Genomic DNA, 26,761 nt, shown 5'->3' with positions numbered 1-26,761 from the left:
GCTGGGTTTTGGTCAATCACTTCTGGCGTGCGGAGCCGAAACTGACCCCGAATGCGGCGGCCGCACCCCCCGGTGGGGGTGTGCGGCCGCCTCAACAGCGAACCTCAGCAGGTCACTTCAGGCCGAAGGCCCGGATGATCTCCTGATCGATGCCGAGCCCGTCCCCGGCCTCGGAGTGCGCCTTGATCGAGACGAAGCCGCCGGCGGCCTTCTCGGGGGTCTTGAACCGACCGGTCCAGTTGCCCTCGGAGGACTTGCGCAGCTCGACGGCGTTCCAGCTCTTGCCGTCGTCGTAGCTGACCGACAGCGACGCCTTCTTCGCCTTCACCGCACCGTCCAGCCACTCCTGCGTACCGGAGCCGATACCGATCTCGGTCCACTTGCCTGCCTTGACGTCACCGGCGAGGTCGGTGTGGACCTTGTAGTCCAGCTGCAGCAGCGGAAGGTCGGCCTGGTACGGGCCGTTCTCGTCCATGGCGCCCGAGACGAAGTTCCACTCGGTGTGCGTGCGGGTGGAGGTCTTCCACAGGTCGCCGTCACGGTTGGAGTCGAGCACGAAGCGGTAGGGCAGCTTCTCCGGCGACAGGTCTCCGAGGTAGCCGGCCCGGCCCGCGACCTTCTTGATCAGGGTGTCGCCCTGGTAGATCGCGGTGGTGGTGGTGTCGTACTCGTCCTCAGGCATGGAGCCCGAGTGGCCCGCGCCGGAGTCCGTCCACGCGGTCAGGTTGAACTGCATGTCGTTGCGGACGGTACGGAACGGACCCCAGTAGCCGGTGCCCAGACGCGGGCGGGAAATCGGCGCGAACCACTCGGCGGAGTAGGTGCGGCCCGCCTTGTAGTCCAGCTCACCGCTGCGCATCTCGTGCGCGAATCCCGTCTCGGCGGAGTTGAAGACCGAGTGGTTCTCATACCAGAAGGAGGCGCCCGGAAGCGGGTTGACCCACTCCTCGCGGGTGCCGGGGAACTTCTCGTACTCCTCGAAACCGAGACCCGGGCCGTAGTCCGGGATGTCGTAGCGGAAGCCCCCGCCGAGCACGTCCTTGTGAGCGTAGAAGGTGTTCTCCACCTTCGCCAGCTGACGGGTCGACGGAGCGAACGCCAGCGAGCGGTCCGGGATGACACTGTCGTGGCGGTCCACCAGGTCGTACATGTAGCGGGCGTACTTGCGCTGATCGATCGTCATCTTCCCACCGTGCTGTACGGACTTGATCAGGTCCTCGCCCGCCAGGCGCTGGACCGAGGCGACCGGGATGGGGCCCTTGGTCCCGTAAGGGGTGTAGCTCTCCATCAGGACGCCGTCGCCGCCGTTGACGACGAACAGTGCCCCGGCGCCCGCGGCCACCGCGTTGGCGAGCCGGTCGGCGGGAGCGACCGCATCACTGCTGCGGATGACGACGGCCTTGCCCTTGACGTTCAGACCCTCGTAGTCGGCCACGGCGCCGTTGCCCGCGAAGACGCCGGCCAGTTTCTTCTCGCCGTCCTCGGCGATGGTCGCACCACCCTGCGGGAAGACCGGCACATCACGGCCCTCGGCAGACACATCCAGCTGCTTCTCGCCCTGCCGCCAGCGGGTCAGGAAGGAGAAGCTGCCCTGCGTGACCTTCTTGGTGGGGCTGGCCCACAGCTGGTCGTAGGTCAACGGGATCTGGTACGCGTCGCGCTGGACTGTGCCGTCCGGTGCGGTACGTGCCATGTCATATCGCAGCTGTCGGGTCTCGGTCTCCTTCGGCGTGCGCACACTGACCTTGCGGGCCTTGGACGCGTCGAGGGTGACCGTGGTCGCCTTGTCGAGGATCGTCTCGGGAGCCGCGAGGAAGGCCACGGCCTTCGAGTCGGGACGGTCACCGGCGATGTCGGCGGTCGTCCAGGCGCTGTAGTTGCCCGGCGGCAGCCGCAGCGTGCTCTCGCCCGACACCTGAACGATGCCCAGATTCGGGTCGCCGAGCTCGCCGATGACGACCAGGCCGTCCATCGGCTTGCCCTCGCGGTCACGGAGCTTGAGCGTCAGGTCGTACAGCTCCCGCTCCTTGTTCAGGGCGAAGCCGGTGTGCGCGACGACGGTGCCCGCCGCGTCCTTGGCGATGACCTGACCGGAGAACTGGGTGCCGCCGGCGACCTTCGACGGGTCCAGTGAAAGCACGGCCTCGGCGGTGGAACCGGCCGGGACGGTCAGCTGCTTCGTCGACAGGGTGTAGGCGTCGGCGTCCGTGTCGGTGGCCAGGTCGAGCGTGACGTCCTTCGTACCGGTGTTGCGGTACGTGATGGTCCGCTGGGTGACCGGGTCGGAGGCGGAGTGCGGCCAGTCGTAGGAGGCGACCGCGACGGAGCCGGTGGCCTCGATCGTGGTGTCGACCGCCGCCTTCACATCGAGCCGGCCGGTGCCCTGCTCGTACGGGGTGTACGCGTCGAGCTTCTTCGACGAGCTCATCAGCGCGTCCTTGATCCGCTGGCCGGACCAGTCGGGGTGACGCTGCTTCAGGATGGCTGCGGCTCCGGCGACATGCGGGGTCGCCATCGACGTACCCGACATCGTCCGGTACATCCCGCTGACGCCCGGGACCGCCTGCGAGGCTGCAGCGTTGATGTCCACGCCCGGTGCGGACAGATCGGGCTTCAGACCGTAGGACCTGACGAGCGGGCCCATCGAGGAGAAGTCCGCACGGTTGTCCTGCTTGTCGACGGCGGCGACGGTGAGTGCCTTCTCCGCCGAGCCGGGCGAGCCGATGGTGCCCGCGCCGTACGCGTTGCCCGCGGCGATCACGAACAGCGGCCCGCCGTCGGCGGAGAGTGCGTCGACGGCCTGGGACATCGGGTCGGAGCCGTCGTCCGGGATGCTGGAGCCGAGGCTCATGGAGACGACGTCGGCGCCTTCGGCCTTCGCCCACTCCATGGCTTCGATGATCCCGGAGTCCGCGCCGGAGCCCTCATTGCTGAGCACCTTGCCGACGATCAGGTCGGCGCCCGGGGCGACGCCCTTGTTGACGCCCTCCGAGGCGGCGCCGGAGCCCGCGATCGTGGAGGCGACGTGCGTGCCGTGGCCGTGCTTGTCGAGGACCTCCTCGCCAGGCACGAAGCTCTTGGTTTCGAGAATGCGGTCCTTGACGTCCGGGTGGGTCGCGTCGATTCCGGTGTCCAGGACCGCGACCTTGGAGCCCTTGCCGTCGTAGCCCTCGGCCCACGCCTGCGGGGCGTTGACCTGCGGCACGGAGTCCTTGAGGGCGGCCTCCACCCGGCCGTCGAGCCAGAGCTTGGCGATGCCGTTGTCCAGCGAACGGGCCGTGGAGGTACGGGCGATGTCGTTCCAGAAGGCCCGGGTGGTGTCCTTCTCGGCCTTCAGCGCGGCGCCGTGGATGCTCTCCAGAGTGCGGGTCTTCTTCGCACCACGAGGGGCGGCGGGCAGTGAACGGCCCTGGCTCGCCGCGTAGGTGGCGATCAGCGGAATGCCGTCCGACTTCCTGTCGTCGTACCCCATCTCGGCCAGAGCCGAGACATTGAACAGCCGACGGTCCAACTTGCCCGTCGCGAGAAGGGAGTTGGCTTCGTCGGGCAGGACGTACAGATCGTCACCGGCCTGCTGGACATGCACGCCGCCGACCGCTCCGTCGGGGCGGTCCACAGTAACGGTGTCCTGCTTGCCGACACCGTCCGAGTAGTGCACGACATCACCCGTGAGCAGGGTGATGTCGTACTCCTTGACGGGGGCGGCGGCCTGGCGGTCGACGGGCCTGGACTGACCGGCGGCGGCGGATGCGGAGCCCGCTGCGGGCAACAGTGCGCCACTCACCAGCGCGACCGAAGTCGCTATGAGCAGAGCCCTGCGTCCCGCACGAGCGGATCTCGCCCGGCCGGAAGCGGAGGAGGGTGTGAATGTCATGCAGCAGATCTAAAGGCAAAACCGAAGCTACGGTTGAGTTCACACCTGGCGTGAAGCCGCCGTGGCGGCAACCCGCCCACGGACAATGATGATTCGCGGGACGGTTCAGGCCACGGATGTGATCAATCCGGTCGACGGCCGGCCGCCCTCGTGGTGGATCGGAGTGTGTGCGCCCTTGAGCGGTACGCCGCTGCCGCCGCGCCGGTCGGCGACGATTTCGGCGGCGATCGACAGCGCGGTCTCCTCAGGGGTGCGGGCGCCGAGGTCGAGGCCGATCGGCGAGTGCAGCCTGGCCAGTTCCAGCTCCGTGACGCCGACGTGACGCAGCCGGTCGTTGCGCTCCAGATGGGTACGGCGCGAGCCCATCGCGCCGACGTACGCCACCGGCAGCCTCAACGCCAGTTCCAGCAGCGGAACATCGAACTTGGCGTCGTGGGTGAGGACGCACAGGACGGTGCGCGCGTCGACGTCGGTCGTCGCGAGATAACGGTGCGGCCAGTCGACGACCAGCTCGTCGGCCTGCGGGAAGCGGGCCTTCGTGGCGAAGACGGGGCGAGCGTCGCACAATGTGACGTGGTACCCGAGGAACTTTCCCGCACGGACCAGCGCCGAGGCGAAGTCGATGGCCCCGAAGACGATCATCCGGGGCGGCGGGACGCTCGATTCGACGAGCAGGGTGAGCGGTTGCCCGCAGCGCGAGCCCTCGGCGCCGATGGTGACGGAGCCGGTGCGGCCCGTGTCCAGCATCGCGCGGGCGTCGGCCGCAGCGGTGCGGTCCAGCTCCGGATGTCCGCCGAGCCCGCCCTCGTACGAGCCGTCGGGGTGGACGAGCAGGGGGCGGCCGAGTAGTTCCGCGGGCCCGTCGGTGATCCTGGCGACCGCCGCCGCCCGACCCCGTGCGGCGGCGGCGAGCGCGGCGGCGAACACCGTCCGTGCGAGGTCGTCCGCACGGACCGGTGTCACCAGGATGTCGATGACGCCGCCGCAGGTCAGTCCGACCGCGAAGGCATCCTCGTCGCTGTAGCCGAACTGTTCGCGCACTGTGATGCCGTCGTCCAGCGCCTGCCCGCACAGTTCGTACACCGCGCCCTCCACACACCCGCCGGAGACCGATCCGATCGCCGTGCCGTCGCGGTCGACGGCGAGGGCGGCTCCCGGCTGCCGGGGCGCGCTGCCGCCGACCGCCACAACAGTGGCCACGGCGAAGTCGCGTCCCTGCTCGACCCACCGGTTGAGCTCTTCGGCGATGTCCAGCATGACGTTCTCCTTCTACGGGTGTGCGGAGGGGCGGAAGAGGCTTGTGCGGGCAGGTCCTACTTGGCGCCGATCCAGCTCTCGATCGGGCTGAGCGCGAAGTACACGACGAACACGCCGGTCAGCACCCACATGAAGGCACCGACCTCACGGAACTTGCCCTGCGCCGCCTTGATCGCGGCGAAGGAGATCACTCCGGCGCCGACTCCCGCGGTGATGGAGTACGTGAACGGCATCAGGGCCACGGTCAGGAAGACCGGCACCGCGACGGAGCGGTCGCTCCAGTCGACATGGCGGGCGTTCTGCATCATCATCGCGCCGATGACGACCAGCGCGGCGGCGGCGATCGGCCCCGGCACGATCTGGGCGAGCGGGGTGAAGAACAGTCCGGCGGCGAAGAGCACACCGGTGACGACGGAGGACAGACCGGTGCGGGCCCCCTCGCCGACGCCGGTCGCCGACTCGATGAAGACGGTCTGGCCGGAGGCTCCGGAGACACCGCCGATCGCCCCGCCCGCGCCGTCGATGAACAGCGCCTTGGACAGGCCCGGCATCCGGCCCTTGCTGTCGGCGAGCCCGGCCTCCGTACCGACGCCGATGATGGTCGCCATCGCGTCGAAGAAGCCGGCCAGCACCAGGGTGAAGACGATCATGCCGACGGTCATGACGCCGATGTCGCCCCAGCCGCCGAACTCGACATGGCCGAAGAGCCCGAAGTCCGGTATCGAGACGGCGCTGCCCTGCAGTTCGGGTGCGCTGCCGCCCCATGCCTCGGGGCTGATGTCACCGACCGCGTTGACGACGACGGCGAGGATCGTGCCGACCACAATCCCGATCAGGATCGCCCCGGGCACATTGCGGGCCTGGAGCATGAAGATGAGCAGCAGGGTGACGCAGAAGAGCAGTACGGGCCAGCCGGAGAGCTGCCCGCCCACGCCGAGCGTGACCGGGGCGCCCTTGCCCACGAAACCGGCGTTGACCAGGCCGATCAGCGCGATGAACATGCCGATGCCGATGGTGATGCCGTGCTTCAGGGCCAGGGGTATCGCGTTCATGATGATCTCGCGCAGCCCGGTGACGACCAGCAGCACGATCACCACGCCGTACATCACACACATGCCCATGGCCTGCGGCCAGGTCATATGGGGTGCCACCTGGGTGGCGAGCACGCCGGAGACGGAGAGCCCCGCGGCGAGAGCGAGCGGCACCTTGCCGATGAATCCCATCAGCAGGGTGGAGACGGCTGCGGCGAGCGCGGTCGCCGTGATCAGCCCGGCGTGGCTGAGGCGGTGGCCCGCCGCGTCCGGGCCGGACAGCAGGAGCGGGTTGAGCAGAAGGATGTAACACATCGCCATGAAGGTGGTGATGCCACCGCGCACTTCACGTGCGACGGTGGAGCCACGGTCGGAGATGTGGAAGTACCGGTCGAGCCAGGATCTTCCGGCGGGGACGCGCGAGCCCGGGCCCGCATCCTCCGCACTGGTCCTGGGCTCCACTGACTGCTGGGTCATGATGCCTGACTCCCAAGGTTCACAGGGACACCCGCGATGAAGAATCGATATGCGGGATTTGGGATGACTGCGCTGGCGGCACGACCCGGGGGACGGCCCGAGGCGAACTGTTCATGCAGAGTGGAATGTGACATGTGACGTGTTGCATGCGGTGTCACCCGCACTGCTGGCACTGCGGTACTGCGGGTACTGCGGGTACTGCGGGTACTGCGTAGCACTGCCCTTTCGGTGTGTGGTGGACGCAATGGCCGTGAGCGGTACGGCACTTGCGTTTCTCCGGGCGGTGCGGGCGGCGGAAGTGTGACGTTCCTGGGAGGCGCGCACCGCCCGGAGAGTTCAGGAGGGCAGTGACTCAGGTGCCGGTGATGTGCTCGGGGCGTACCGGCGTCCTGTTGAGCTCCAGGCCCGTCGCGTTCCGGATCGCCGCGAGGACGGCCGGGGTCGACGAGAGGGTGGGGGCCTCACCGATGCCGCGGAGCCCGTACGGCGCGTGGTCGTCGGCGAGTTCGAGCACATCGACCGGGATCGTCGGGGTGTCGAGGATCGTGGGGATCAGATAGTCCGTGAAGGAGGGGTTGCGCACCTTCGCGGTCTTCGGGTCGACGATGATCTCCTCCATGACGGCGACGCCCAGGCCCTGGGTGGTACCGCCCTGGATCTGCCCTTCGACGGACAGCGGATTGAGGGCCTTGCCGACGTCCTGGGCGCAGGCCAGTTCGATCACCTTGACCAGGCCGAGTTCGGTGTCGACCTCCACGACCGCGCGATGGGCGGCGAAGGAGTACTGGACATGGCCGTTGCCCTGTCCGGTACGGAGGTCGAACGCCTCGGTGGGCCGGTGACGCCACTCCAGCTCGATGTCGACCGCCTCGTCCTCCAGTACGTCGACCAGATCGGCCAGCACCTCGCCGCCGTCGGTGACGACCTTGCCGCCCTCCAGGAGCAGTTCGGCGGTGGCCCAGGCGGGGTGGTACGTACCGAACTTGCGGCGGCCCATCTCCAGGACCTTCTCGCGGACGGCCTCGCAGGAGTGCTTCACGGCGCCGCCGGTGACATACGTCTGCCGGGAGGCGGAGGTGGAGCCGGCCGAGCCGACCTGGGTGTCGGCCGGGTGAATGGTGACCTGGGCGACGCCGAGTTCGGTACGGGCGATCTGGGCGTGGACGGTGACGCCGCCCTGCCCGACCTCGGCCATCGCGGTGTGTACGGTCGCGACAGGTTCGCCGCCGATGACCTCCATGCGCACCCGGGCGGTGGAGTAGTCGTCGAAGCCCTCGGAGAAGCCGACGTTCTTGAGGCCGACCGCGTAGCCGATGCCGCGTACCACGCCTTCGCCGTGGGTGGTGTTGGACAGTCCGCCGGGCAGGGCCCGTACATCGGCCTGCTCGCCGGCCACCTCCCACTGGCGCTCGGGCGGCAGCGGCCTGGCCTTGACCCGGCGCAGCAGCTCGGCGACCGGGGCGGGCGAGTCGACGACCTGTCCGGTCGGCAGGAGGGTGCCCTGCTCCATGGCGTTGAGCTGCCTGAACTCGACCGGGTCCATGGAGAGTTCGGCGGCGAGCCTGTCCATCTGGGCCTCGTAGGCGAAGCATGCCTGGACCGCGCCGAAGCCGCGCATGGCGCCGCACGGCGGATTGTTGGTGTAGAGCGCGATGGCCTCGATGTCGACGTCGTCGATGACGTAGGGGCCGACGCTGAGCGAGGAGGCGTTGCCGACGACGGCCGGAGAAGCGGAGGCGTAAGCTCCGCCGTCCAGTACGATGCGACATTTCATATGGGTCAGCTTGCCGTCGCGGGTGGCTCCGTGCTCGTACCAGAGCTTGGCGGGGTGACGGTGCACATGCCCGAAGAAGGACTCGAACCGGTTGTAGACGATCTTGACCGGCTTGCCGGTGCGCAGGGCGAGCAGGCAGGCGTGGATCTGCATCGACAGGTCCTCACGGCCGCCGAAGGCGCCGCCGACGCCGGAGAGCGTCATGCGGACCTTGTCCTCGGGCAAGCCGAGGACGGGGGCGATCTGGCGCAGGTCCGAGTGCAGCCACTGGGTGGCGACGTACAGGTCGACGCCGCCGTCCTCGGCGGGCACGGCCAGACCGGACTCGGGGCCGAGGAAGGCCTGGTCCTGCATGCCGAAGACGTACTCCCCGCTCACGATCACATCGGCGCGGGCCGCCGCCGCGTCCGCGTCGCCGCGGACGATGGGCTGGCGGTGGACGATGTTCGGGTGCGGGACGTGCCCGGCGTGGTGGTCGCCCCGTCCCTCGTGGACGAGGATCGCGTCGGGGGCGGTGGCGGACGCCTCGTCGGTGATGACGGGCAGCTCGCGGTAGTCGATCTTGATCTTCGCGGCGGCGCGGCGGGCCGTCTCCGGGTGGTCGGCGGCGACGAGCGCCACCGGTTCGCCGTGGTGACGGACCTTGCCATGGGCGAGGACCGGGGTGTCCTGAATCTCGAGCCCGTAGTTCTTCACCGAGGTCGGCAGGTCGTCGTAGGTGAGTACGGCGTGGACGCCGGACGTGGCGAGCGCTTCCGAAGTGTCGATGGAGACGATCTCCGCGTGCGCGACCGTGGAGCGCAGCGTGTGGCCCCAGAGCATGTCCTCGTGCCACATGTCGGAGGAGTACGCGAACTCGCCGGTGACCTTCAGGATGCCGTCGGGGCGCAGTGTGGACTCACCGATGCCGCCCTTGGTGCGGGTGCCCTGGTTGATGCTGGCGGGGTTGCCGGTAACGCCCATCGTCAGACCGTTTCTTCCGCGCGGGCGGCCGCGAGGCGGACCGCGTCGAGGATCTTCTCGTAGCCGGTGCAGCGGCAGAGGTTGCCGGAGAGCGCCTCGCGGATGTCCGCGTCGGACGGTTCCGGGTTGCGCTCCAGCAGCTCGTCGGCGGCGACCAGCAGACCGGGGGTGCAGAAGCCGCACTGGACGGCGCCCGCGTCGATGAACGCCTGCTGGATCGGGGAGAGTTCACCGGTGTCCCGGGTCTCCTCGCCGGCCGGCTTGGCCTCCCACTGCCGGGCCTTGTCGAGTGCGGTGCCACAGGCGCCGGAGGCACAGCCGCTGCCGGGGTGTGCCTGGGAGCGGTGGGCGGCGAAGTCGGCGAGACCTTCTACAGTGACGACCTCGCGGCCCTCCACCTGGCCCGCGGCGACCAGACAGGAGCAGACCGGGACACCGTCCAGACGGACCGTGCAGGAACCGCACTCGCCCTGCTCGCAGGCGTTCTTCGAGCCGGGCAGGCCCATCCGCTCACGCAGCACATAGAGGAGGGACTCGCCCTCCCAGACGTCGTCCGCCTCGTGCCTGCGGCCGTTGACCGTGAAATTGACGCGCATGATCAGGCAGCTCCTTCGGTGCTGCGGCCGTTGCCGCGGTACGACTCCCAGGTCCAGCCGAGGGTGCGGCGGGCCATGATCCCGACCGCGTGCCTGCGATAGCTCGCGGTGCCGCGTACATCGTCGATCGGGTTGCAGGCGCCGGCGGCGAGGTCGGCGAACTGCTTGGCGACGGACGGGGTGATGATCGCGCGGCTGTCCCAGAATCCGCCCTCTTCGAGCGCGGCGTTCAGGAATTCCTCGGCCTCCTTCGCCCGTACGGGGGTGGGGGCGGCCGAGCCGATGCCGGTGCGGACCGTGCGGGTCTCGGGGTGCAGTGCCAGGCCGAAGGCGCAGACCGCGATGACCATCGCGTTGCGGGTGCCGACCTTGGAGTACTGCTGGGGCCCGTCGGCCTTCTTGATGTGCACGGCCCGGATCAGCTCGTCCGGGGCGAGGGCGTTGCGCTTGACGCCGGTGTAGAAGGCGTCGATCGGGATCATCCTGGTCCCGCGTACGGATTCGGCCTCGACCTCGGCGCCCGCGGCGAGCAGCGCCGGGTGGGCGTCTCCGGCGGGCGACGCGGTGCCCAGGTTGCCGCCGACGCCGCCGCGGTTGCGGATCTGCGGCGAGGCGACGGTGTGCGAGGCGAGCGCCAGTCCGGGCAGCTCGGCGCGCAGATGCTCCATGATGTGGCTGTACGGGACGGAGGCGCCGAGCCGTACGTTCTCCTGGCCCACCTCCCATTCGGACAGCTCTCCGATGCGGTTCAGGTCCAGGAGGTACTCGGGCCGCCGGTGGTCGAAGTTGATCTCGACCATCACATCGGTGCCACCCGCGATGGGCACAGCCGTCGGGTGCTCGGCCTTGGCGGCGAGCGCCTCCTCCCAGCTGGCGGGGCGAAGGAAGTCCATGAGTGGCTCTCTTCTTCTCAATCGGGTCGTTCGCTGGGGCTGGGGACGGCCGGCCCTCGACTGGTCGTTCATGTGTTGTTAACGCCGTGTGGGGCCCAGTACACAAGCCGTGCTCCACCCGGTGCAGTCACCGAAACCATGAAGGAGTTGGCCGGTCGATCTCCTCGTCTTGTAGATTCGAACGAATGGCGGGGGTCGGTGACCTCACCGCAATACCCAGTTTTCACCCGCACCAACGAAAGAGATCGGCGGCGACGAGATGCGGCTGCGCGCACTGCTGGAGACCGACGCGCTGGGCCTGCGGCTGCTCGGCGGCGAGGACGAGCTGGACCGGTCCGTCCGCGGCGTGATGACCACCGACCTGCGGGATCCCAGCCGCTATCTGTCGGGCGGAGAGCTGGTCCTGACGGGCCTGGCCTGGCGCCGGGACGAGACGGACTCGGAGCCGTTCGTACGGATCCTGGCGGGCGCTGGGGTCGCCGGGCTCGCGGCGGGCGAGGCGGAGCTCGGCGACATCCCCGGCGATCTGGTCGAGGCATGCGCGCGGCACCGGCTGCCGCTCTTCGCCGTCCATGAGACCGTCGCATTCGCAACGGTCACCGAGCATGTGGTGCGCCAGGTGTCCGGCGAGCGTGCGGGCGATCTGGCCGCGGTCGTGGACCGGCACCGCAGGCTCATGACCTCGGGCCCGTCGGGCGGTGGCCCCGAGGTGGTCCTCGATCTGCTCGGCTCCGACCTCGACCTGCATGCCTGGGTGCTCTCCCCCACTGGCCGGCAGATCGCGGGCGCCGGTGACGCACCGCTGGCCGGACCGGTCGGCGCGGCGCTCGCCTGCCACCATCTGGCCGCCACCCGCACCGGCCGCCGGGCCCCGCACCGGGCCACGGTCGGCGGCACCACGTATTCGCTCTTCCCGATCCGGAACGCCGGGCGGGGCACAGTCCCCGCCTCCCGCGATGTGCGCGAGTCGGTGCTCTCCGACTGGCTGCTCGCGGTCGAGGCGGACGCGAGCGACTGGCCGCCCGCCCGGCTGGATCTGCTCCAGGGCGTCACCCAGCTGATCGCGGTCGAACGGGACCGGCGCGACGCGGCCCGTACGGTACGCCGCAGGCTCGCCCAGGAAGTCCTTGAACTGGTCCAGACGGGCGCCCCGCCGGCCGAGATCGCCGCCAGGCTGCGGGTCGCCGCCCCGGTGCTGCTCCCCGGTCTCGGGACCGCGCCGCACTGGCAGGTCGTGGTGGCGCGGGTCGAATGGGGTGTCGCCGAGGGCTCCACCACGGCAGGCGCCCCGGCCGGCAGCTCCGGCTCCGCCGTCGCGGGCGGCCCGGTCGCCCAGGCGCTGCTGGAGGAGATCCTCGTCGACCCCGCGGTCACCGGCCCCGACTCCGCGGACCGGATCGCGGTCGCCCACACGGGCGACGAGGCCGTCGCCCTCGTACCCCTGCCCGCCGCCACCGCGCCCGCACCGGACCACGGCTCCGGCCCGGACACGGCACCCGCCGACGAGGGCCCCGCGCTGCACGCCGATGTGCTGCTCGCCGCCGTCCGCGAACCGCTCTCCGCCGGTCTCGCCGACGACGGCCGGCTGACACTGGGTGTCAGCGCGGCCGTGCACTCCCCCGAGGGTCTGCGCGGCGCCCTGGAGGAAGCCCGGCACGCCCGCCGGGTGGCGGCGGCCCGCCCCGGCAGGGTCTGCGCGGCCGGGCACCACGAGCTGGCCTCGCACGTACTGCTGCTGCCGTTCGTCCCCGACGACGTGCGCCGCGCGTTCACCGCACGGCTGCTCGACCCGCTGCGCGACTACGACCGGCGCCACCGCGCGGAGCTGATCCCGACGCTGGAGGCGTTCCTGGACTGCGACGGTTCCTGGACCCGCTGCGCGTCCCGGCTCCATCTGCACGTCAACACGTTGCGCTACCGGGTCGGGCGAATCGAGCAGTTGACGGGGCGTGACCTTTCGCGCCTGGAGGACAAGCTCGATTTCTTCCTCGCCCTGCGTATGAGCTGACTTCCGGGCCCTGCCACGGCTCCCGGCGGGCCCTGGCGTTTGTGAAATCTTTCACCTGACATTGACCCGACCCCTTGGCCCGGCGTGCCATTCCGTGCTGAGATGCGGCCAGACTCAACAGCTCAATGGCGCGCTCGGGGAGGGCAATGTGGCGCATACCGCCATGTCTGGTTCCGGAACGACAGCAGATGACGATCCGCCGCTCCAGACAGCGGTATGGCGGCTGCGGTCACGCGCCTGCTGGACGGACGCCGCCGCGCTGCTGGAACACGACGCCGCCACCGACCCGGCAGCGGCACTCCAGCGCACCGCCCTGCTGACCGAGCGGTGCCTGTACACCGGGCAGGGCTGGACCGACGCCGAGGACGCCCTGCGCACCGCCGAGGCGCTGGCCCACGACGACGCCGAACGCGGCGCAGCCGCCTGTGAGCGGGGCCATCTGGCATACGCGTCGACGCTTCTCGGCGTACGGGACCGGGCCGACGAGGCCAGCGTCGCCCTGAGCCGGGCCGCCGCACTTCTCGCCCCGTCAGCGCCGGGACGCCCGCTGCTGGACTTCCGCCGGGGCCTGATCGCGCAGAACATCGCCGACTCGCCGGAGGCCGCGCGTGCCGCGTACCGCAGGGCCCACGCCGGTGCCACCGCCCAGGGCGACGCGCTGCTGCTCTCCTCGACCTGGCGCCATCTCGCCCTGCTCGCCCTGCGCGAGGGCGAACTGGCGGAGGCGCGGCACGGTTTCGCCGAGTCCCTGCGGATAAGGGAGGAGCTGGGCTATCTGATCGGTACGGCTCCGGCCCTCATCGCACTGGCGGACTCCGAGCCGGAGCCGGAGGCGGCGACCCGGCTGCGCGCCGAGGCGGGCAGGCTCTTCCGGCTGCTCGGGGGCGTTCCGACATGGCTGGCTCCGCACCTGGACCCGCCGCCCCCGGAGACGGCCGAGGCGAACTGAGCCCCGGAGGGCCGGTGTGACGTCAGCTCTCGGCGCCGGTGAAGTGTTCCCGTACGAGCGACTGCACGACAGTCAGGTCCTGGGCGATGAGCGCGTCGAGCAGGGCGGTGTGTTCGGTGGCGTCGGCGAGCAGGTCGGCGCGGCGGGTGGCGGGGGTGTTTCCCAGGGGCCACTGGGAGCGGCGGTGCAGGTCGTCGGCGACCATCACCAACTGCTCGTTGCCGCAGAGCGCGAGGACCGCGCCGTGGAAGGCCCGGTCGGACTCGGCGTAATTCGCCCGGTCGCCCACGGCTGCCGCCGCAACCGTGGCGTCGGCCAGCGGGCGCAGGGCGCACCAGCGGGCCGGGGGGACGGTACGGGCCAGCCGCAGCATGACGGGGACCTCGATCAGGGCCCGTACCTCGGCCAGCTCGGCCAGCTCGCGCGGGCCCCGCCGGGACACCCGGAAACCGCGGTTCGGTACGACCTCGACGGCGCCCTCGATGGCCAGCTGCTGCATCGCCTCGCGCACGGGGGTTGCGGAGACCCCGAAGCGGGCGCCGAGAGCCGGGGCGGAGTAGACCTGCCCCGGAACCAGCTGACCGTCGACCAGCGCGGCGCGCAGGGCGTCGAGGATCTGGCCGCGTACGGAGTGCCGCTGCACAGCCGGCCGCGGGGCGGGCGGCTCGCTGTGGGTGTGCTCGCCACGTACCTGCTCGCCACGTGCCTGCTCGGGCACGCGTACGGACGCCGGGGTCGTCGCGGACGCGACGGACGCGTACGGCGGCCGCGCCTGCTCACGCGCTCTGCTCTGCTCCACTCGGACCTCCTCGGCCTGCCGTGGGCGCGGCTCGCGTGCGCCATGCCCCTGTGCACGATAGGCGGCGCAGGCCGCAGTTCAAACATCGATCCATTCGGGTAAGGTAAGGCTTACCTGCAAACGACCGCGATTCGGTGGGCCCTGCATGACACTCGCCACTCTGCTTCCCGGCACCACCGCGTCCGCCGTGACGGGCGCGTACGCACGTCTGGCCGAGGTCTTCCCCGGGCTCCGCGCAGAGGTACTGGAGGACGGCAAGGCCACCCCTCGCGGTGCCGGCTGGGTGGGTGCGGACGAGCTCGCGGCGGGTGGTGCCTCGCTCGACGCCTTCCTCGCCTGGGACCACGCGCAGGTGCTGCGGGACTACGGGCAGCAGCCCCGGCCCGATGTGGTCGCCAGCTTCGGGCTGCACCGGTACGCCTGGCCCGCCTGCCTGCTGGTGACGGTGCCGTGGTTCCTGCACCGGCGGGTGCCCCGGATCCCCGTCGGGGATGTGGCGTTCCAGCGGGCGCTGGGCCATCTGACCGTCCGCATAACGGAATTCGCCTGCCTTCCGGACGATCCGGCGGCCGGACTGCCGGGCGCCCGGGTGGTCCCGGACGAGGCGGCGCTGCGGGCCGAGGTACTCGCCGCGGTGGCCGACCACATCGGTCCGGTGCTGGACGGCTTCGGACCGCGGATGCGGCGCGGCAGGCGGGCGTTGTGGGGCATGGCGACGGATGAGGTCGTCGAGGGCCTCTGGTACATCGCCCACCTGCTCGGCGAGGAGCGGCGCGCGATGACCGAGCTGGAGGCGCTCCTGCCGGGCACCACGAAGCCGTACGTCGGCTCGGCGGGCTTCCGTGAACTGACCGGACCGAACGGCGAGTCGCTGCCCACCCGCGACCGGGCGAGCTGCTGTCTCTTCTACACGCTGCGCCCCGAGGACACCTGCGTCACCTGCCCGCGCACCTGTGACGCCGAGCGGGTACGGAAACTGACGCCCACTCACTGATCCACTCCGCTCGTACGAGTAGTACTATTCGAACGCAGATCACTGGCCGTGTACGGATATTCGATCAGATCCCGGCTATCCGTATGCCCTGCCAACCCAATGGCGTTCTCTTGCCCCGAAACCCCCTGAGCGTGACGGGGTTTCGGCAATCATGGCGCCCGAAATGCCCTACGCGATGCAAGGGACCGCGCATGAGACTGACCGACATATCGCTGAATTGGCTGCTTCCGGGCGCCGTGCTGCTCGTGGGGGTCCTGGCGGCGGTGGCGGTGGTCGCACGCGGCAAGCGCGCCGCCGACAATTCCGCGGCCGACGACAGCTGGGAGCGCAGCGAGGAGCGTCGCAGACGTAAGGAGGCGCTGTATGCCACCGCCTCGTACGTCCTGCTGTTCTGCTGTGCAGCGGTCGCTGCCGCCCTCTCCTTCCATGGGCTCGTCGGCTTCGGCGAGCAGAACCTCGGCCTCTCCGGGGGCTGGGAGTATCTCGTTCCGTTCGGCCTCGACGGGGCCGCGATGTTCTGTTCCGTACTCGCGGTGCGCGAGGCCAGCCACGGTGACGCGGCGCTCGGATCGCGGCTGCTCGTATGGACGTTCGCCGGCGCCGCCGCCTGGTTCAACTGGGTGCACGCGCCGCGCGGTATCGACCACGCGGGCGCCCCGCACTTCTTCGCTGGGATGTCGCTCTCGGCAGCCGTGCTCTTCGACCGGGCACTGAAGCAGACCCGCCGGGCCGCGCTGCGCGAACAGGGCCTGGTGCCCCGTCCGCTGCCGCAGATCCGGATCGTACGGTGGCTGCGCGCCCCCCGGGAGACCTTCGGCGCCTGGTCGCTGATGCTGCTGGAGGGCGTACGCACCCTGGACGAAGCGGTCGACGAGGTACGTGAGGACCGGCGGGAGAAGGAGCAGAACCGTCTGCGCAGGAAGGACCAGGAGAAGCTGGACCGGGCCCACATCAAGGCGCTGAACCGGCAGAACCGGGCCTGGCGCCGGGTCGGCCGGGGTGGCACCCAGGTGGACGTTCAGGCCATCGCTCCCGCGACCGGCTCCGCGCAGTCCGTCGTGGAGCCCGCCATATCCGAGCCGGGACAACTGCCCTTGCGCCCCCGGCCGTCCCTGCAGGCCGTGACGGGTCCGAGCTCCAGCGCCTCGGACCGGAACTCCAATGATCCGATCACCGTCGACCTCACCGCCGAGGACGACACCCAGGCACTGCCCCGGCTCGATTCGCTGGAGCGGAAACTGAAGGACCTGGAGCAGCAGTTCGGCTGATCCGGCACACAAGGCCCTGATGGCCCGGTCCCTTCCGGGCTCTCAGGGCTTTTCGCCGTCCAGCTCGAACCAGACGACCTTGCCGAGCGCGTGTGCGTCGACCCCCCAGGCGTCCGCGAGGCTCTGCACCAGGATCAGCCCTCGGCCATGCGTACCGTCGTCGGCGTTCGGTACGTACGACAGAGGCATTCCGGATACGAAGTCCCGGACCTCCACCCGTAGTTTCGCGGGTGCCACGCTCACCGTGACGACCGCGCCGTGCCTGGTATGGATCAGCGCATTGGTCACCAGCTCACTGAGCAGGAGCTCCGCCACCTCGGCCGGCTCGGCCCGCCACCGGTATCGCAGGAACTCCCGCAAGGAACAACGCACTTCGCTCACGGCCGCCAGATCTGTGTGGGCCAGTCTGCGATGCAGCCGGACCGGCTGCTGCCCCTGTGCCCCCGGCTCGTGCGCCGCCCCGTCCGCCATGGAATCGGCATCTCCCTGACGCTCCATCGTTTCCCCCGCCCGCACAGTGAATCGCCCCCTTCTCGACTTCTCGATTTCTCGTCGCCTGGGGATGCATGCCCCACAGACGGGCCGCCACGCTTGTCGACTCATCAATAAGTGAACAGAGAACGGGCGGCACGGCCCGGAGCGGCGGACACATCGATGTCACATTTCTGCCTCTCCGGTTAACTTCCAAAAAATTCACACCGGTTGACGTTGACGGGACCATGTCTACGCGCGTCATCATGGTGGCTATGCGAATCCCCCCACGGATCACCACGCTCGGTGGCGCTGCCGCCCTCCTGTCCGTCCTCTTCGTCGGCGGCCCGGTCACCACGGCCGCAACGGCCGCCACCGCCTCGGTCGGCAGCATCTGTTACTCGGCGCTGCCTGCCCAGGCGCACGACACCCTCGACCTGATCGACGCGGGCGGCCCGTTCCCCTACTCGCAGGACGGAGCCGTCTTCCAGAACCGTGAAGGCGTCCTGCCCGGCCAGAGCACCGGCTACTACCACGAGTACACGGTCATCACCCCCGGCTCCCCCACCCGGGGCGCGCGTCGGATCGTCACGGGTGAAGAGGTGCAGGAGGACTACTACACCAGCGACCACTACGCCACGTTCGACCTGATCGACCAGGGCTGCTGAAGCCCGGCCCTCCGAGCCGATCCGCGCCGTAGCCCCCCACCTGCGGCGCGGATCACGGACCGCCGGAAGCGACCGGACTTGTACCCTCCCCCCATGACCGTGACCTATGTGATCGACGGCTCCCGGGTCACCGGCCTGGAGGAGTTCTGGAAAGTGATCGGCGAGGCCGTGAACGGCCCGGGCGGATACTTCGGCCGCAACTTCGACGCCCTCGCGGACTGTCTCGGCGGCGGGATGGGCACTCCGGACGACGGTGACTTCGTCTTCGAGTGGCGGGACCACGCTCTCTCCGCCCGGGCCCTGGGCCATGCGGAGACCGCGCGCTATTTGCGGCAGAGCCTGGACCGGGCCCACCCCAGCAACCGGGCGGCGCTCCTCCACCGGCTCGACAAGGCCCTCGCGGGGCGCGGACCGACGCTCTTCGAGCAGCTCGTGGAGATCCTGCGGAACGACGGGCCGGGCACCTTGCGGCTTTCGTGAGCCCCGGGCCGTGTCCGGCGGACGCGGCCCGGAGGGCGGCACCGGCCGGCCGAGCGGGGTCATCACTCGGCCGGCCGATACCATGGGGGTCGTAGGGATCAGAACTCAGTGGTGACCTTGGCGCCGTCGAACTTCTCAGTGCCGTAGAGGCTGATGAAGTGGTAGCCCGGCGCCGGGTTGTTGACGGTCAGGGTGTGCTCGTTGCCCGCCCCGACGGACTTGTCGGTGTAGACCTCGGTGGTCGCCCACTCCTTCGCGCTGTAGTAGAGGTCGGCGTCACCCGTGCCGCCGGAGGCGGTGATCTTCAACTGGGTGGTGCCGGCCGGAATGACGACGGCCAGGTAGGCGTAGTCGCCCTTGACGGCCTTCAGCGCGCTGCGCATGCAGTTCCGGCCCAGCAGCCTGGTGTCGGTGTCCTTGCACTCAGTGATCTCACCGGGCGGGTTGGTGGACCCGCTGCCGCAGGCGCCGGCCGCGCAGGCGGCCAGCCAGGTGTCCCAGTCGGCGTCGTAACGGCTGCCGATGGTCGACGTGAGCAGGGTGCGGGCGCCGTCCCAGTCGCCCTTGCGGTAGAGGCCGAGCAGGGTGTCGACGTCGGAGCGGTGGGATTCGAGCATGTAACGGACGGCCAGGTAGCCCCAGTTGTACACGCGGGTCTGGTCGGCGTTCTCGTAGGTGGTGTCGAACAGGGTGCTCAGGCGGTAGGTGCGGTTCGCAGCCTGGGCGATGGCGGCCTCGTAGTCGAGCTTGCGGTACGAGTAGGAGACGAACTCCGCGAAGCCCTCGACCCACCAGACGGTCGGCGTGGTCATTCCGGCGGCGAAGTCGCCGTACATGTTGAAGCGGCCGTCGAGGTAGTGCGTGTACTCGTGGTTGAGGTTCCAGATCTGGAAGTCGGGACGGGCCCACTCGGCCTCGTAGGCGATGAACCGCGGCTGGTTGCCCTCGGCCTTGGGGTCGCCCTCCAGGTACATGCCGCCGTTGTTGGTGTCGATGCCGAAGATCACTCCGGCGTAGGTCTGGTAGTCGGCGCTGGAGTCGAAGGCCACGACCTCGATGGTCTTGTTGTTGTCGTCGGCGACGGCGCCGTTGTCCCGGGCCACCTCGTGGAAGTAGGCGTCCTGGTTGCGCAGGCTGGTGCAGCTGGCTTCGAGCTCCTCCGCGGTCATGTCCTGCGCCCGGATGGTGATGCTGTCGCTACAGGTGTGCTTCACCGGCAGGACGGCCTTCTCGAGACGCTCCGCGAGGTTGCAGGCGTCGTACTTCGCGCAGTTGTCCTTGTCGTAGGCGTCGACCATCTTGGCCAGGTTGACCCAGAGCGGGGCGGTGGGGCCGTCGATGGAGCTCTTGCCCATCAGGTCGATCGCCGGCGGGCTCGCCTTGTCGCGCAGCGAGTCCTCCTTGAGGAAGCGGCCGAGCTCGAGCCCCGCGTTGGCGGCCAGGAACGAATTCTTGGTGCCCAGCAGGTCGAGGTGGTTCGCGGCGAAGTCGCGCAGCGAGGTCAGCACACTGGAATCGGCCTCGATGGCGCTGATGAACTCCGGCACCTGGTGACCGCGGAACATGACCGTGTACACGCTGTTCACGGCGTTGACCATGTACCACGAGTCGTTGTACGACTCGTCGTAGTCGGCCAGCATCTTCTTGACGATGTTCAGGTAGCGGGCGTTCTCCACGGCGCTGTCGATCAGGACGATCGCCTCGGACAGGCTCTCGCCGTTGGCGTCGGTGACGTCGAAGGCGTGCGAGGAGCCGAAGAAGCCGTCGAGCGCGCCCTGGATGGCGGTGCGCAGGCGCGGCCCGTACTCCCCGACAGTGTCGGGGTCGTAGTACTGCACGTAGTAGCCGGCCCGGAGGAAGAGGATCAGCTGCGGCATGCCGGTGCTGCCGTCGCCCGGATAGGAGGCCGACGCGTCGCGCATCGCATTGGCGATGGTGACCATCTGGTCCTCACGGAAGGCGTTGTAGCCGTCCTGGCCCTGGATACGGAACAGGGTGTTGACACAGTCGGTGGTCGCAGCCTTGACCTTCTCGACCAGGGCGCTTCCGGTGTTGTTGGTGAAATCGGTGACGTTGCACTCGGCAGCGGCCGTACCGAGCTTCTTGGCGCGGCGCTTCTCTGCCTTCATCGAAGGTGCCTGGTGGCTCGGAAGCGCGGTGGACGGGTCGTCGTAGTCCCGCTTGAGCGCGTCCTTGGACGCGGACACCGGCGGCAGGTCGGCGGCCTTGAGCGGCTTTCGTTCGACGTGAGCGGCATCGTCGGCGGGTGCCGTCAGCGCCTCGGCGGTGGGGCCGCCGGGGTCCTCGGTCCGGGGCTCCGCCCGCTTCTGGGCGACGTCCGAGAGGTGGGGGGTCACGGTCGACGCGGCGGGGCGTTGCTCGACGGCCTGGCTCGGTGCCGTGAACAGGCCCACGCCCAGGCATGCTGCCAGGACCACAGTGGACAATCCGGTTATCTTTTGCCGAACCCTCAGGTTCTTCACGTGCCGCCTCCAGCGGAGTGGTGACCGCGCGACAGGGCGCGGTTGTGGGGGAATGCAAGAGGTCGGTGCCGGACCGGATCCGAACTGCACTCACGTTGTGACATGAGCACGGCTCCTTTCCCCTTGCGCGCTGTACAATGGCACATGTCACATGTTCTTCGGAACCCCTCTCACGCACATTCATCTGCGCGACAACTTCTCGTCGCAGCAACGGATATGACACGCGGCCCCGAACGCACCGGCCGCCACCACCGGTTTCCCGACCACCGCACCACCGTGTCCCCGGAGAGCCGGAATTCCGGCCCCGACCCCGGTCCCACAGAGCCTCGAGGAGCAATGCCCGTGTCCCATTCCTTCTCCGCGCCCCGCACCGGCAGCCACGATCTGCCGGTGTCACCCGCCCTGGACGCCTTCATGGGCACCGGGTGGGCCAAGTCCCCGCTGCCGACGGACCTTCGTGTCCCCTCCATCGACGCCACCCCCGCCCGCCGGGCCCGGCTGGCCGCCCGCTTCCCGGGCGAACGCCTGGTCATCCCGGCGGGTGCGCTGTCAGTCCGCTCCAACGACACGGACCATCGCTTCCGGCCGCACACCGGCTATGCCTGGCTCACCGGCCTCACCGGCGAGGACCAGGCCGGACACGTCCTCGTCCTCGAACCCGACGGCGACGAGCGGCACGAGGCGGTGCTGTATCTGCGGCCTCGGTCACCTCGCACCGGCCGCGAGTTCTACCGCGACCGCAGATACGGGGAGTTCTGGGTCGGGCGCAGACCCGACCTGGAGGAGGCCGCCCGGATGACCGGCATCCGCTGTGCGCACCTGGACGCCTGGGAGAAGCTTCTGACCGGGCCACAGCCACCAGTACGGGCGCTGGGAGGGGTGGACCCTGCTGTCGACGAACTACTGCGTTCCTGCCGCTCGTTCCAGCGCCGACGGTCGGCGCCGGCAGGACTGGAAGCGGTGCTCAGCGAGCTCCGACTGATCAAGGACCCATGGGAGACAGGGCAGTTGCAGCAGGCCGTGGATGCGACGGTGACAGGATTCGAGGATGTGGTGCGGAGCCTTCCGCAGGCGCTGCGGCACCCGCGGGGTGAGCGTTGGATCGAGGGCGTCTTCGATCTGCGGGCCCGGCTGGAGGGGAACGGTCCGGGCTACTCCACGATCGCCGCAGCCGGGGCGCACGCCTGTGTCCTGCACTGGATCCGCAATGACGGCCCGCTGGAACGCGACCAGTTGCTGCTATTGGACGCCGGGGTGGAGACCGATTCGCTCTACACGGCCGACATCACCCGCACCCTGCCACTGTCCGGCCGCTTCTCCTCCGCACAGCGCAGCGTCTACGAGCTGGTGCTCGCCGCGCAGGAAGCGGGCATCGCGGCCCTGCGCCCCGGGGCACGATTTCGTGACTTCCACCTGGCGGCCATGCGGGTCATCGCCGAAGGGCTCTACGGATGGGGCGTGTTGCAGATGTCCGCCGATGAGGCGCTCGACGCCGACAACGGCTTCTACCGCCGGTACACCCTCTGCAGCAGCGGTCACATGCTCGGCATGGATCTTCACGACTGCGCCCAGGCGCGCGCCGACCGATATCTGGACGGGCGCCTGGAAGTCGGCCAGGTACTGACCGTGGAACCGGGGCTCTATCTCCAGCCCGACGACGAGACGCTGCCCCGGTCGCTGCGCGGAATCGGGGTGCGGATAGAGGACGACCTCGTGATCACCGCCGACGGCGCACGCCTCATGTCGTCCGCACTGCCGCGCACCGCCGACGGAATCGAGGAGTGGATGGCCGCCCTGCTGGACGGTTGAACCGGACGGCCCACACAACCGGCCCCCCGCGCGGGGGCGGGGGGCGGCCGGTGGAGGACGGAGTGCCGCTCGGGACTCCGGGACGAAACCGGTGGCTCAGGCCTCTGCGACCGGCAGCGACGCCCTTCTGCCCCGGGGGCCTCCGGCGCCGGCGTCGTCGCCGTCCTCCTCGGCCCATATCGACCTGACATGTGACATGTGGGCCAGCATGCAGGCCTCGGCACGCTGGGCGTCTCCGGCGATCACGAGGTCGAGCAGTTGGACATGCTCCTCGGCCGATGCGGTCAGCTGCCCCGTTGCGTCGAGCCGGTTCAGCCCGAAGAGGCGCGATCGCTTGCGCAGGTTGCCGACTTCCTCCACCAGCCTGCGGTTGCCCGCCAGACCGAGCAGTTCGAGATGGAAGCGGCGGTCGGCCTCCAGATAGCCGATGATGTCGTGCTCGGCGGCAGCAGCGACGATCGCCAGGGCAAGCGGCCGAAGTGCCTGCAACTCGCTGACCTTGCCCATCCGGGCAATGCGGCCGACGGTGGGTACCTCGATCATGGCGCGGAGTTCGGTGAAGTCGTCGAGGTCCTGGTCGGTCAACTCGGTTATCCGGAAGCCCTTGTTGCGAACCGCTTCGACCAGGCCCTCACGCGCCAGGTCGAGCATGGCCTCGCGGACCGGGGTGGCGGACACCCCGAATTCGGCAGCGAGCGCGGGCGCGGAGTAGATCATGCCCGGACGGAGGTCCCCGGCGATCAGGGCCGCCCTGAGGGCGTTCGCCACCTGGTCGCGCAAGTGCTCTTGCGCCGAGATGACATTGAGCGTCGACAGGCGGGCCATGTTTGTTCCTCCAACGCCGTGCGGGCCCTCAGAATACAATGTCACGTTTCCGCTCGGGCCTGTCGCTGCTGACCTGTGGACAACTCGGTCAGGGCGCCGCCCTCCGGTACACCGCCGCGGCGACCGCGAGGTCCTCCCAGCCCATTCCGACGCTTTTGAAGAACCGGGGGCGCACGAATGCAGCCGGCTTCTCACCGAGGATCCGATCGGTCACCAGGTCGGCGAGATTGCCGGCGATGTCCTCGGCTCCGAAGGCTCCTTCCGCCGCCGGAATCAGCAGATCGCCCGCCTCCGACAGGGCTGCCGCCCTCGATTCGACGATCACGGTGGAGCGTGACACCAGAGCCGTGTCGACCTCCCGGGCGTTCGGGGTGTGCGAGCCGACCGCGACGACTGTCGCGCCGTCCGGCACGAGGGTGCCGTCGAACAGCGGAGTGGCGGATGTGGTGCAGCAGAGCACCAGATCGGCGGTGGCGACCTGCTCGGCCCCGTGCGCCTCACCCGCACGGGCGTCCATGCCGAGTTGCCGGGCGTGCTCGACCAGTGCGGCGACCCGGCGCGGGGTACGGCCGATCACGGTGACACGTTCGACGTGCCGTTCCGCGAGCACCGCGGCCAGGTGTCCGTAGGCCTGGGGGCCGGTTCCGAAGAGCACCAGGTGGCGCAGGACGGGCGGGGTGAGATGGCGGATCGCGAGTGCCGACACGGCCGGTGTGCGCAGTGTGGTGAGCGCGGCCCCGTCGAGCAGGGCGAGCGGCAGCAGGGTGAGGCCGTCGAGCAGCAGATAGCTTCCGGTGATCCGGGGCAGGCCGCGTGCCGGGTTGCCGGGGGCGACTCCGGCGATCTTCACTCCCGTCACCTGCTGGGTGGTGGCTGGCATGATCAGAAGTTCCCCGCCGGGCACTGTGACATGGTGCCGGGCCGGGGAGGTCTCCGGATCGAGTCCCCCGCTCAGCGCCGCCTCCAGGGCGTCCACGGCTCCGGTCGGTCCCAGGGCCTCGATGTCGCCGGCGCCGAGCAGGGGCAGGTTCACAGCAGGAATCCTTCGGGGAAGGGGTCGGACGGGTTCAGGAAGAATTGTGCGGTACCGGTGATCCAGGCGCGGCCGGTGACGGTGGGGACGACGGCGGGCAGCCCGCCCACGGTGGTCTTCTCGATGAGACGCCCGGTGAACGAGGTTCCGATGAACGACTCGTTCACGAAGTCGGTGTCCAGGCCCAATTCACCACGGGCGTGCAGCTGGGCCATGCGCGCCGATGTGCCGGTTCCGCAGGGCGACCGGTCGAACCAGCCGGGGTGGATGGCCATCGCGTGTCGGGAGTGGCGGGCATCGGAACCGGGTGCGATGAACTGCACATGCTTGAGGCCGTGAATGTCCGGGTCCTCCGGGTGGACGGGCCGGTCGACGGCGTTGACCGCGTCCATCAGGGCGAGTCCGGCCGCCAGGATGTCGTCCTTGCGTGCCCGGTCGAAGGGCAGCCCGAGGTCGGCCAGATCCACCATCGCATAGAAGTTGCCGCCGTAGGCGAGGTCGTGGCGCACCGGTCCGTAGCCGGGTACGTCCACCGTCCGGTCGAGTGCGACGCTGAATGCGGGAACGTTGGTCAGGGTGACGGCGGCGGCCGCTCCGTCCCTCACCTGGACATCGACGCTGACGAGTCCGGCCGGGGTGTCCAGCCGTACGGTGGTGACGGGTTCGGTGACCTCGACCATGCCGGTCTCCACCAGAACGGTCGCGACCCCGATGGTGCCGTGCCCGCACATCGGCAGAAACCCGGAGACCTCTATATAGAGGACGCCGAAGTCCGCGTCGGGCCGGGTGGGCGGCTGGAGGATCGCGCCGCTCATGGCGGCGTGGCCGCGCGGTTCGTACATGAGCAGCGTGCGCACGGCGTCCCGGTGCTCCTGGAAGTACCTGCGCCGTTCGGCCATCGTGGCACCGGGAATGGTGCCGATGCCGCCGGTGATGACGCGGGTGGGCATGCCCTCGGTGTGTGAGTCGACCGCATGGAAGATGTGACGTGTCTGCAAGGCTCCCCCTGGTTCGTCAGTTCGTCGTGAACAACATGAAGAACGGCTGGGTCGGGCACTGTCCGGACGTACAACGGCCGAGCCGTGCTCAGCCGAGGCCCCCGGCCAGTGCCTTCTCCGTCGCGGCACGTACGGCTGCCTCGTCGTCGGCGGGCAGGGGAAGGCGTGGCGGACGGGTACGGCCGCCGTGGCGTCCGACAACGTCCATGGACGCCTTGATGGCCTGGACGAACTCCGGCTTCGAGTCCCACCGCAGCAGAGGATGCAGCTCGCGGTACAGCGGCAGGGCAGCTGCCATGTCACCTGTCACAGCAGCCCGGTACAGCTCGACACAGCAGGACGGCAGCATGTTCGGACAGCCGGCGATCCAGCCGACGGCCCCGGCGAGTGCCAGTTCCAGCAGTACGTCGTCGGCGCCCACCAGCAGGTCGAGGCCGGGCGCCTGTTCGGCGATCTCGTAGGCCCTTCGGACATCGCCGCTGAACTCCTTGACCGCCACGATGCTGCCCTCCTGGTGGAGAGCGGCGAGCAGGCTCGGTGTCAGATCCACCTTGGTGTCGTACGGGTTGTTGTACGCGACGACCGGAACCCCGACTTCGGCCACAGCGGCGTAGTGGGCTCGGACCGCCGCGTCCTCGCAGCGGTATCCGTTGGGCGGCAGGAGCAGCACGGAGCCGGCGCCCGCCTCTGCGGCCTGTTCCGCCCAGCGCCGCGACTCCGCGCTGCCGTAGGCGGAGACGCCCGGCATGACGCGGCTGCCGTCGCCTGCCGCCTCGACAGCGACCCGGACCACCTGCTCGCGTTCGCTGTCGGTCAGGGTCTGGTACTCCCCCAGTGACCCGTTGGGCACCACACCGTCGCAACCCTCCGCGATGAGCTGTTGGACATGCGTGGCATAGGCGTCGTAGTCGATCGTGCAGTCGTCGCGCAATGTGAGCGGGGTGGCGACCATGACCCCGTGCCAGGGACGGATACGCGGGTGGGTGTTCGTCTGCATCGTGGCTCCTTGAGAGGTGTGACATGTCGCGGTTCGGCGGAGGCGTGGGCAGCGTCCGGCGGCGCGAAGTACCGAGGCGCGGCCGAGGCGTGTCGGGGAGTGTCGGGAGTGGCT

The 26,761-nt window shown here is 69.6% G+C and carries 20 protein-coding genes; 7 read left to right on the top strand and 13 right to left on the bottom strand.

The annotated features are described in order from the left end of the window. Window positions 1–112: 112 nt before the first annotated feature. From ACFVYE_RS04125 to ACFVYE_RS04100, 6 genes are all read right to left on the bottom strand, one after another. Window positions 113–3,874, bottom strand: a complete 3,762-nt coding sequence (locus tag ACFVYE_RS04125; protein WP_389603965.1) for a S8 family serine peptidase — start codon at window positions 3,872–3,874, stop codon at window positions 113–115. A gap of 105 nt (window positions 3,875–3,979) precedes the next feature. Next, window positions 3,980–5,131, bottom strand: a complete 1,152-nt coding sequence (locus ACFVYE_RS04120; RefSeq protein ID WP_383968993.1) for an XdhC family protein — start codon at window positions 5,129–5,131, stop codon at window positions 3,980–3,982. A gap of 56 nt (window positions 5,132–5,187) precedes the next feature. Next, the gene (locus ACFVYE_RS04115) at window positions 5,188–6,639 is read right to left on the bottom strand and encodes an NCS2 family permease (protein ID WP_389603963.1); all 1,452 of its coding nucleotides are present in this window, start codon (window positions 6,637–6,639) and stop codon (window positions 5,188–5,190) included. 352 nt (window positions 6,640–6,991) lie between these two features. After that, window positions 6,992–9,376: a xanthine dehydrogenase family protein molybdopterin-binding subunit gene (locus ACFVYE_RS04110; protein WP_383968987.1), complete on the bottom strand. Its 2,385-nt coding sequence runs from the start codon at window positions 9,374–9,376 to the stop codon at window positions 6,992–6,994. A 2-nt stretch (window positions 9,377–9,378) separates the two neighbouring features. Continuing rightward, window positions 9,379–9,972, bottom strand: a complete 594-nt coding sequence (locus ACFVYE_RS04105; RefSeq protein ID WP_383968984.1) for a (2Fe-2S)-binding protein — start codon at window positions 9,970–9,972, stop codon at window positions 9,379–9,381. A 2-nt stretch (window positions 9,973–9,974) separates the two neighbouring features. Then, on the bottom strand, window positions 9,975–10,865 hold the full coding sequence (locus ACFVYE_RS04100; protein ID WP_389603960.1) for an FAD binding domain-containing protein: 891 nt from the start codon (window positions 10,863–10,865) through the stop codon (window positions 9,975–9,977). Between the two features lie 259 nt (window positions 10,866–11,124). Here ACFVYE_RS04100 and ACFVYE_RS04095 point away from each other — a divergent pair, with 259 nt between their 5' ends. Both ACFVYE_RS04095 and ACFVYE_RS04090 read left to right on the top strand, forming a co-directional pair. Continuing rightward, window positions 11,125–12,873, top strand: coding sequence for a PucR family transcriptional regulator (locus ACFVYE_RS04095; RefSeq protein WP_389603958.1), 1,749 nt, complete (start codon window positions 11,125–11,127; stop codon window positions 12,871–12,873). 163 nt (window positions 12,874–13,036) lie between these two features. Continuing rightward, the gene (locus ACFVYE_RS04090) at window positions 13,037–13,822 is read left to right on the top strand and encodes a hypothetical protein (protein WP_382946952.1); all 786 of its coding nucleotides are present in this window, start codon (window positions 13,037–13,039) and stop codon (window positions 13,820–13,822) included. A gap of 22 nt (window positions 13,823–13,844) precedes the next feature. Here ACFVYE_RS04090 and ACFVYE_RS04085 read toward each other — a convergent pair whose 3' ends face one another. Further along, window positions 13,845–14,621, bottom strand: coding sequence for a GntR family transcriptional regulator (locus ACFVYE_RS04085; RefSeq protein ID WP_383968975.1), 777 nt, complete (start codon window positions 14,619–14,621; stop codon window positions 13,845–13,847). Between the two features lie 145 nt (window positions 14,622–14,766). On the opposite strand from ACFVYE_RS04085, the gene ACFVYE_RS04080 reads away from it, so the two are divergent. Both ACFVYE_RS04080 and ACFVYE_RS04075 read left to right on the top strand, forming a co-directional pair. After that, window positions 14,767–15,615, top strand: a complete 849-nt coding sequence (locus ACFVYE_RS04080) for a (2Fe-2S)-binding protein (protein WP_383968973.1) — start codon at window positions 14,767–14,769, stop codon at window positions 15,613–15,615. A gap of 191 nt (window positions 15,616–15,806) precedes the next feature. Then, entirely contained in the window at window positions 15,807–16,883 is a 1,077-nt protein-coding gene (locus ACFVYE_RS04075) for a DUF2637 domain-containing protein (RefSeq protein WP_383968970.1), read from the top strand. 42 nt (window positions 16,884–16,925) lie between these two features. On the opposite strand, the gene ACFVYE_RS04070 is transcribed toward ACFVYE_RS04075, so the two are convergent. Further along, window positions 16,926–17,288 carry an ATP-binding protein gene (locus tag ACFVYE_RS04070; protein ID WP_383968998.1) on the bottom strand — a complete coding sequence of 121 codons (363 nt, stop codon included), beginning with the start codon at window positions 17,286–17,288 and terminating at the stop codon, window positions 16,926–16,928. Window positions 17,289–17,629: 341 nt separating this feature from the next. Here ACFVYE_RS04070 and ACFVYE_RS04065 point away from each other — a divergent pair, with 341 nt between their 5' ends. After that, entirely contained in the window at window positions 17,630–18,022 is a 393-nt protein-coding gene (locus tag ACFVYE_RS04065; protein ID WP_383968967.1) for a ribonuclease domain-containing protein, read from the top strand. Window positions 18,023–18,115: 93 nt separating this feature from the next. After that, a complete protein-coding gene (locus ACFVYE_RS04060; protein ID WP_383968964.1) occupies window positions 18,116–18,502 on the top strand; it encodes a barstar family protein in 387 nt (128 codons plus the stop codon). Window positions 18,503–18,600: 98 nt separating this feature from the next. On the opposite strand, the gene ACFVYE_RS04055 is transcribed toward ACFVYE_RS04060, so the two are convergent. Then, on the bottom strand, window positions 18,601–20,985 hold the full coding sequence (locus tag ACFVYE_RS04055) for a M9 family metallopeptidase (protein ID WP_389603955.1): 2,385 nt from the start codon (window positions 20,983–20,985) through the stop codon (window positions 18,601–18,603). A 336-nt stretch (window positions 20,986–21,321) separates the two neighbouring features. Here ACFVYE_RS04055 and ACFVYE_RS04050 point away from each other — a divergent pair, with 336 nt between their 5' ends. After that, window positions 21,322–22,794 carry an aminopeptidase P family protein gene (locus ACFVYE_RS04050; protein ID WP_383968959.1) on the top strand — a complete coding sequence of 491 codons (1,473 nt, stop codon included), beginning with the start codon at window positions 21,322–21,324 and terminating at the stop codon, window positions 22,792–22,794. Window positions 22,795–22,890: 96 nt separating this feature from the next. On the opposite strand, the gene ACFVYE_RS04045 is transcribed toward ACFVYE_RS04050, so the two are convergent. From ACFVYE_RS04045 to ACFVYE_RS04030, 4 genes are all read right to left on the bottom strand, one after another. After that, window positions 22,891–23,619 carry a GntR family transcriptional regulator gene (locus ACFVYE_RS04045; protein WP_389603952.1) on the bottom strand — a complete coding sequence of 243 codons (729 nt, stop codon included), beginning with the start codon at window positions 23,617–23,619 and terminating at the stop codon, window positions 22,891–22,893. A gap of 88 nt (window positions 23,620–23,707) precedes the next feature. Then, window positions 23,708–24,652: an ornithine cyclodeaminase family protein gene (locus tag ACFVYE_RS04040; RefSeq protein WP_383968954.1), complete on the bottom strand. Its 945-nt coding sequence runs from the start codon at window positions 24,650–24,652 to the stop codon at window positions 23,708–23,710. Continuing rightward, complete coding sequence (locus tag ACFVYE_RS04035) at window positions 24,649–25,650, bottom strand: proline racemase family protein (RefSeq protein ID WP_383968951.1); 1,002 nt, start codon at window positions 25,648–25,650, stop codon at window positions 24,649–24,651. Before ACFVYE_RS04035 ends, ACFVYE_RS04040 begins: the two co-directional genes overlap by 4 nt. An 88-nt stretch (window positions 25,651–25,738) precedes the next feature. After that, window positions 25,739–26,647 (bottom strand): dihydrodipicolinate synthase family protein, encoded by a 909-nt coding sequence (locus ACFVYE_RS04030; protein WP_383968948.1) that lies wholly within the window; start codon window positions 26,645–26,647, stop codon window positions 25,739–25,741. Between the last annotated feature and the right edge of the window lie 114 nt (window positions 26,648–26,761).

The organism is Streptomyces sp. NPDC058239 (assembly GCF_042882185.1).
Taxonomy (GTDB): Bacteria; Actinomycetota; Actinomycetes; order Streptomycetales; family Streptomycetaceae; genus Streptomyces.
Note: the sequence above shows the minus strand (reverse complement) of the source record. Positions and strands in the feature narration are given on the sequence as shown.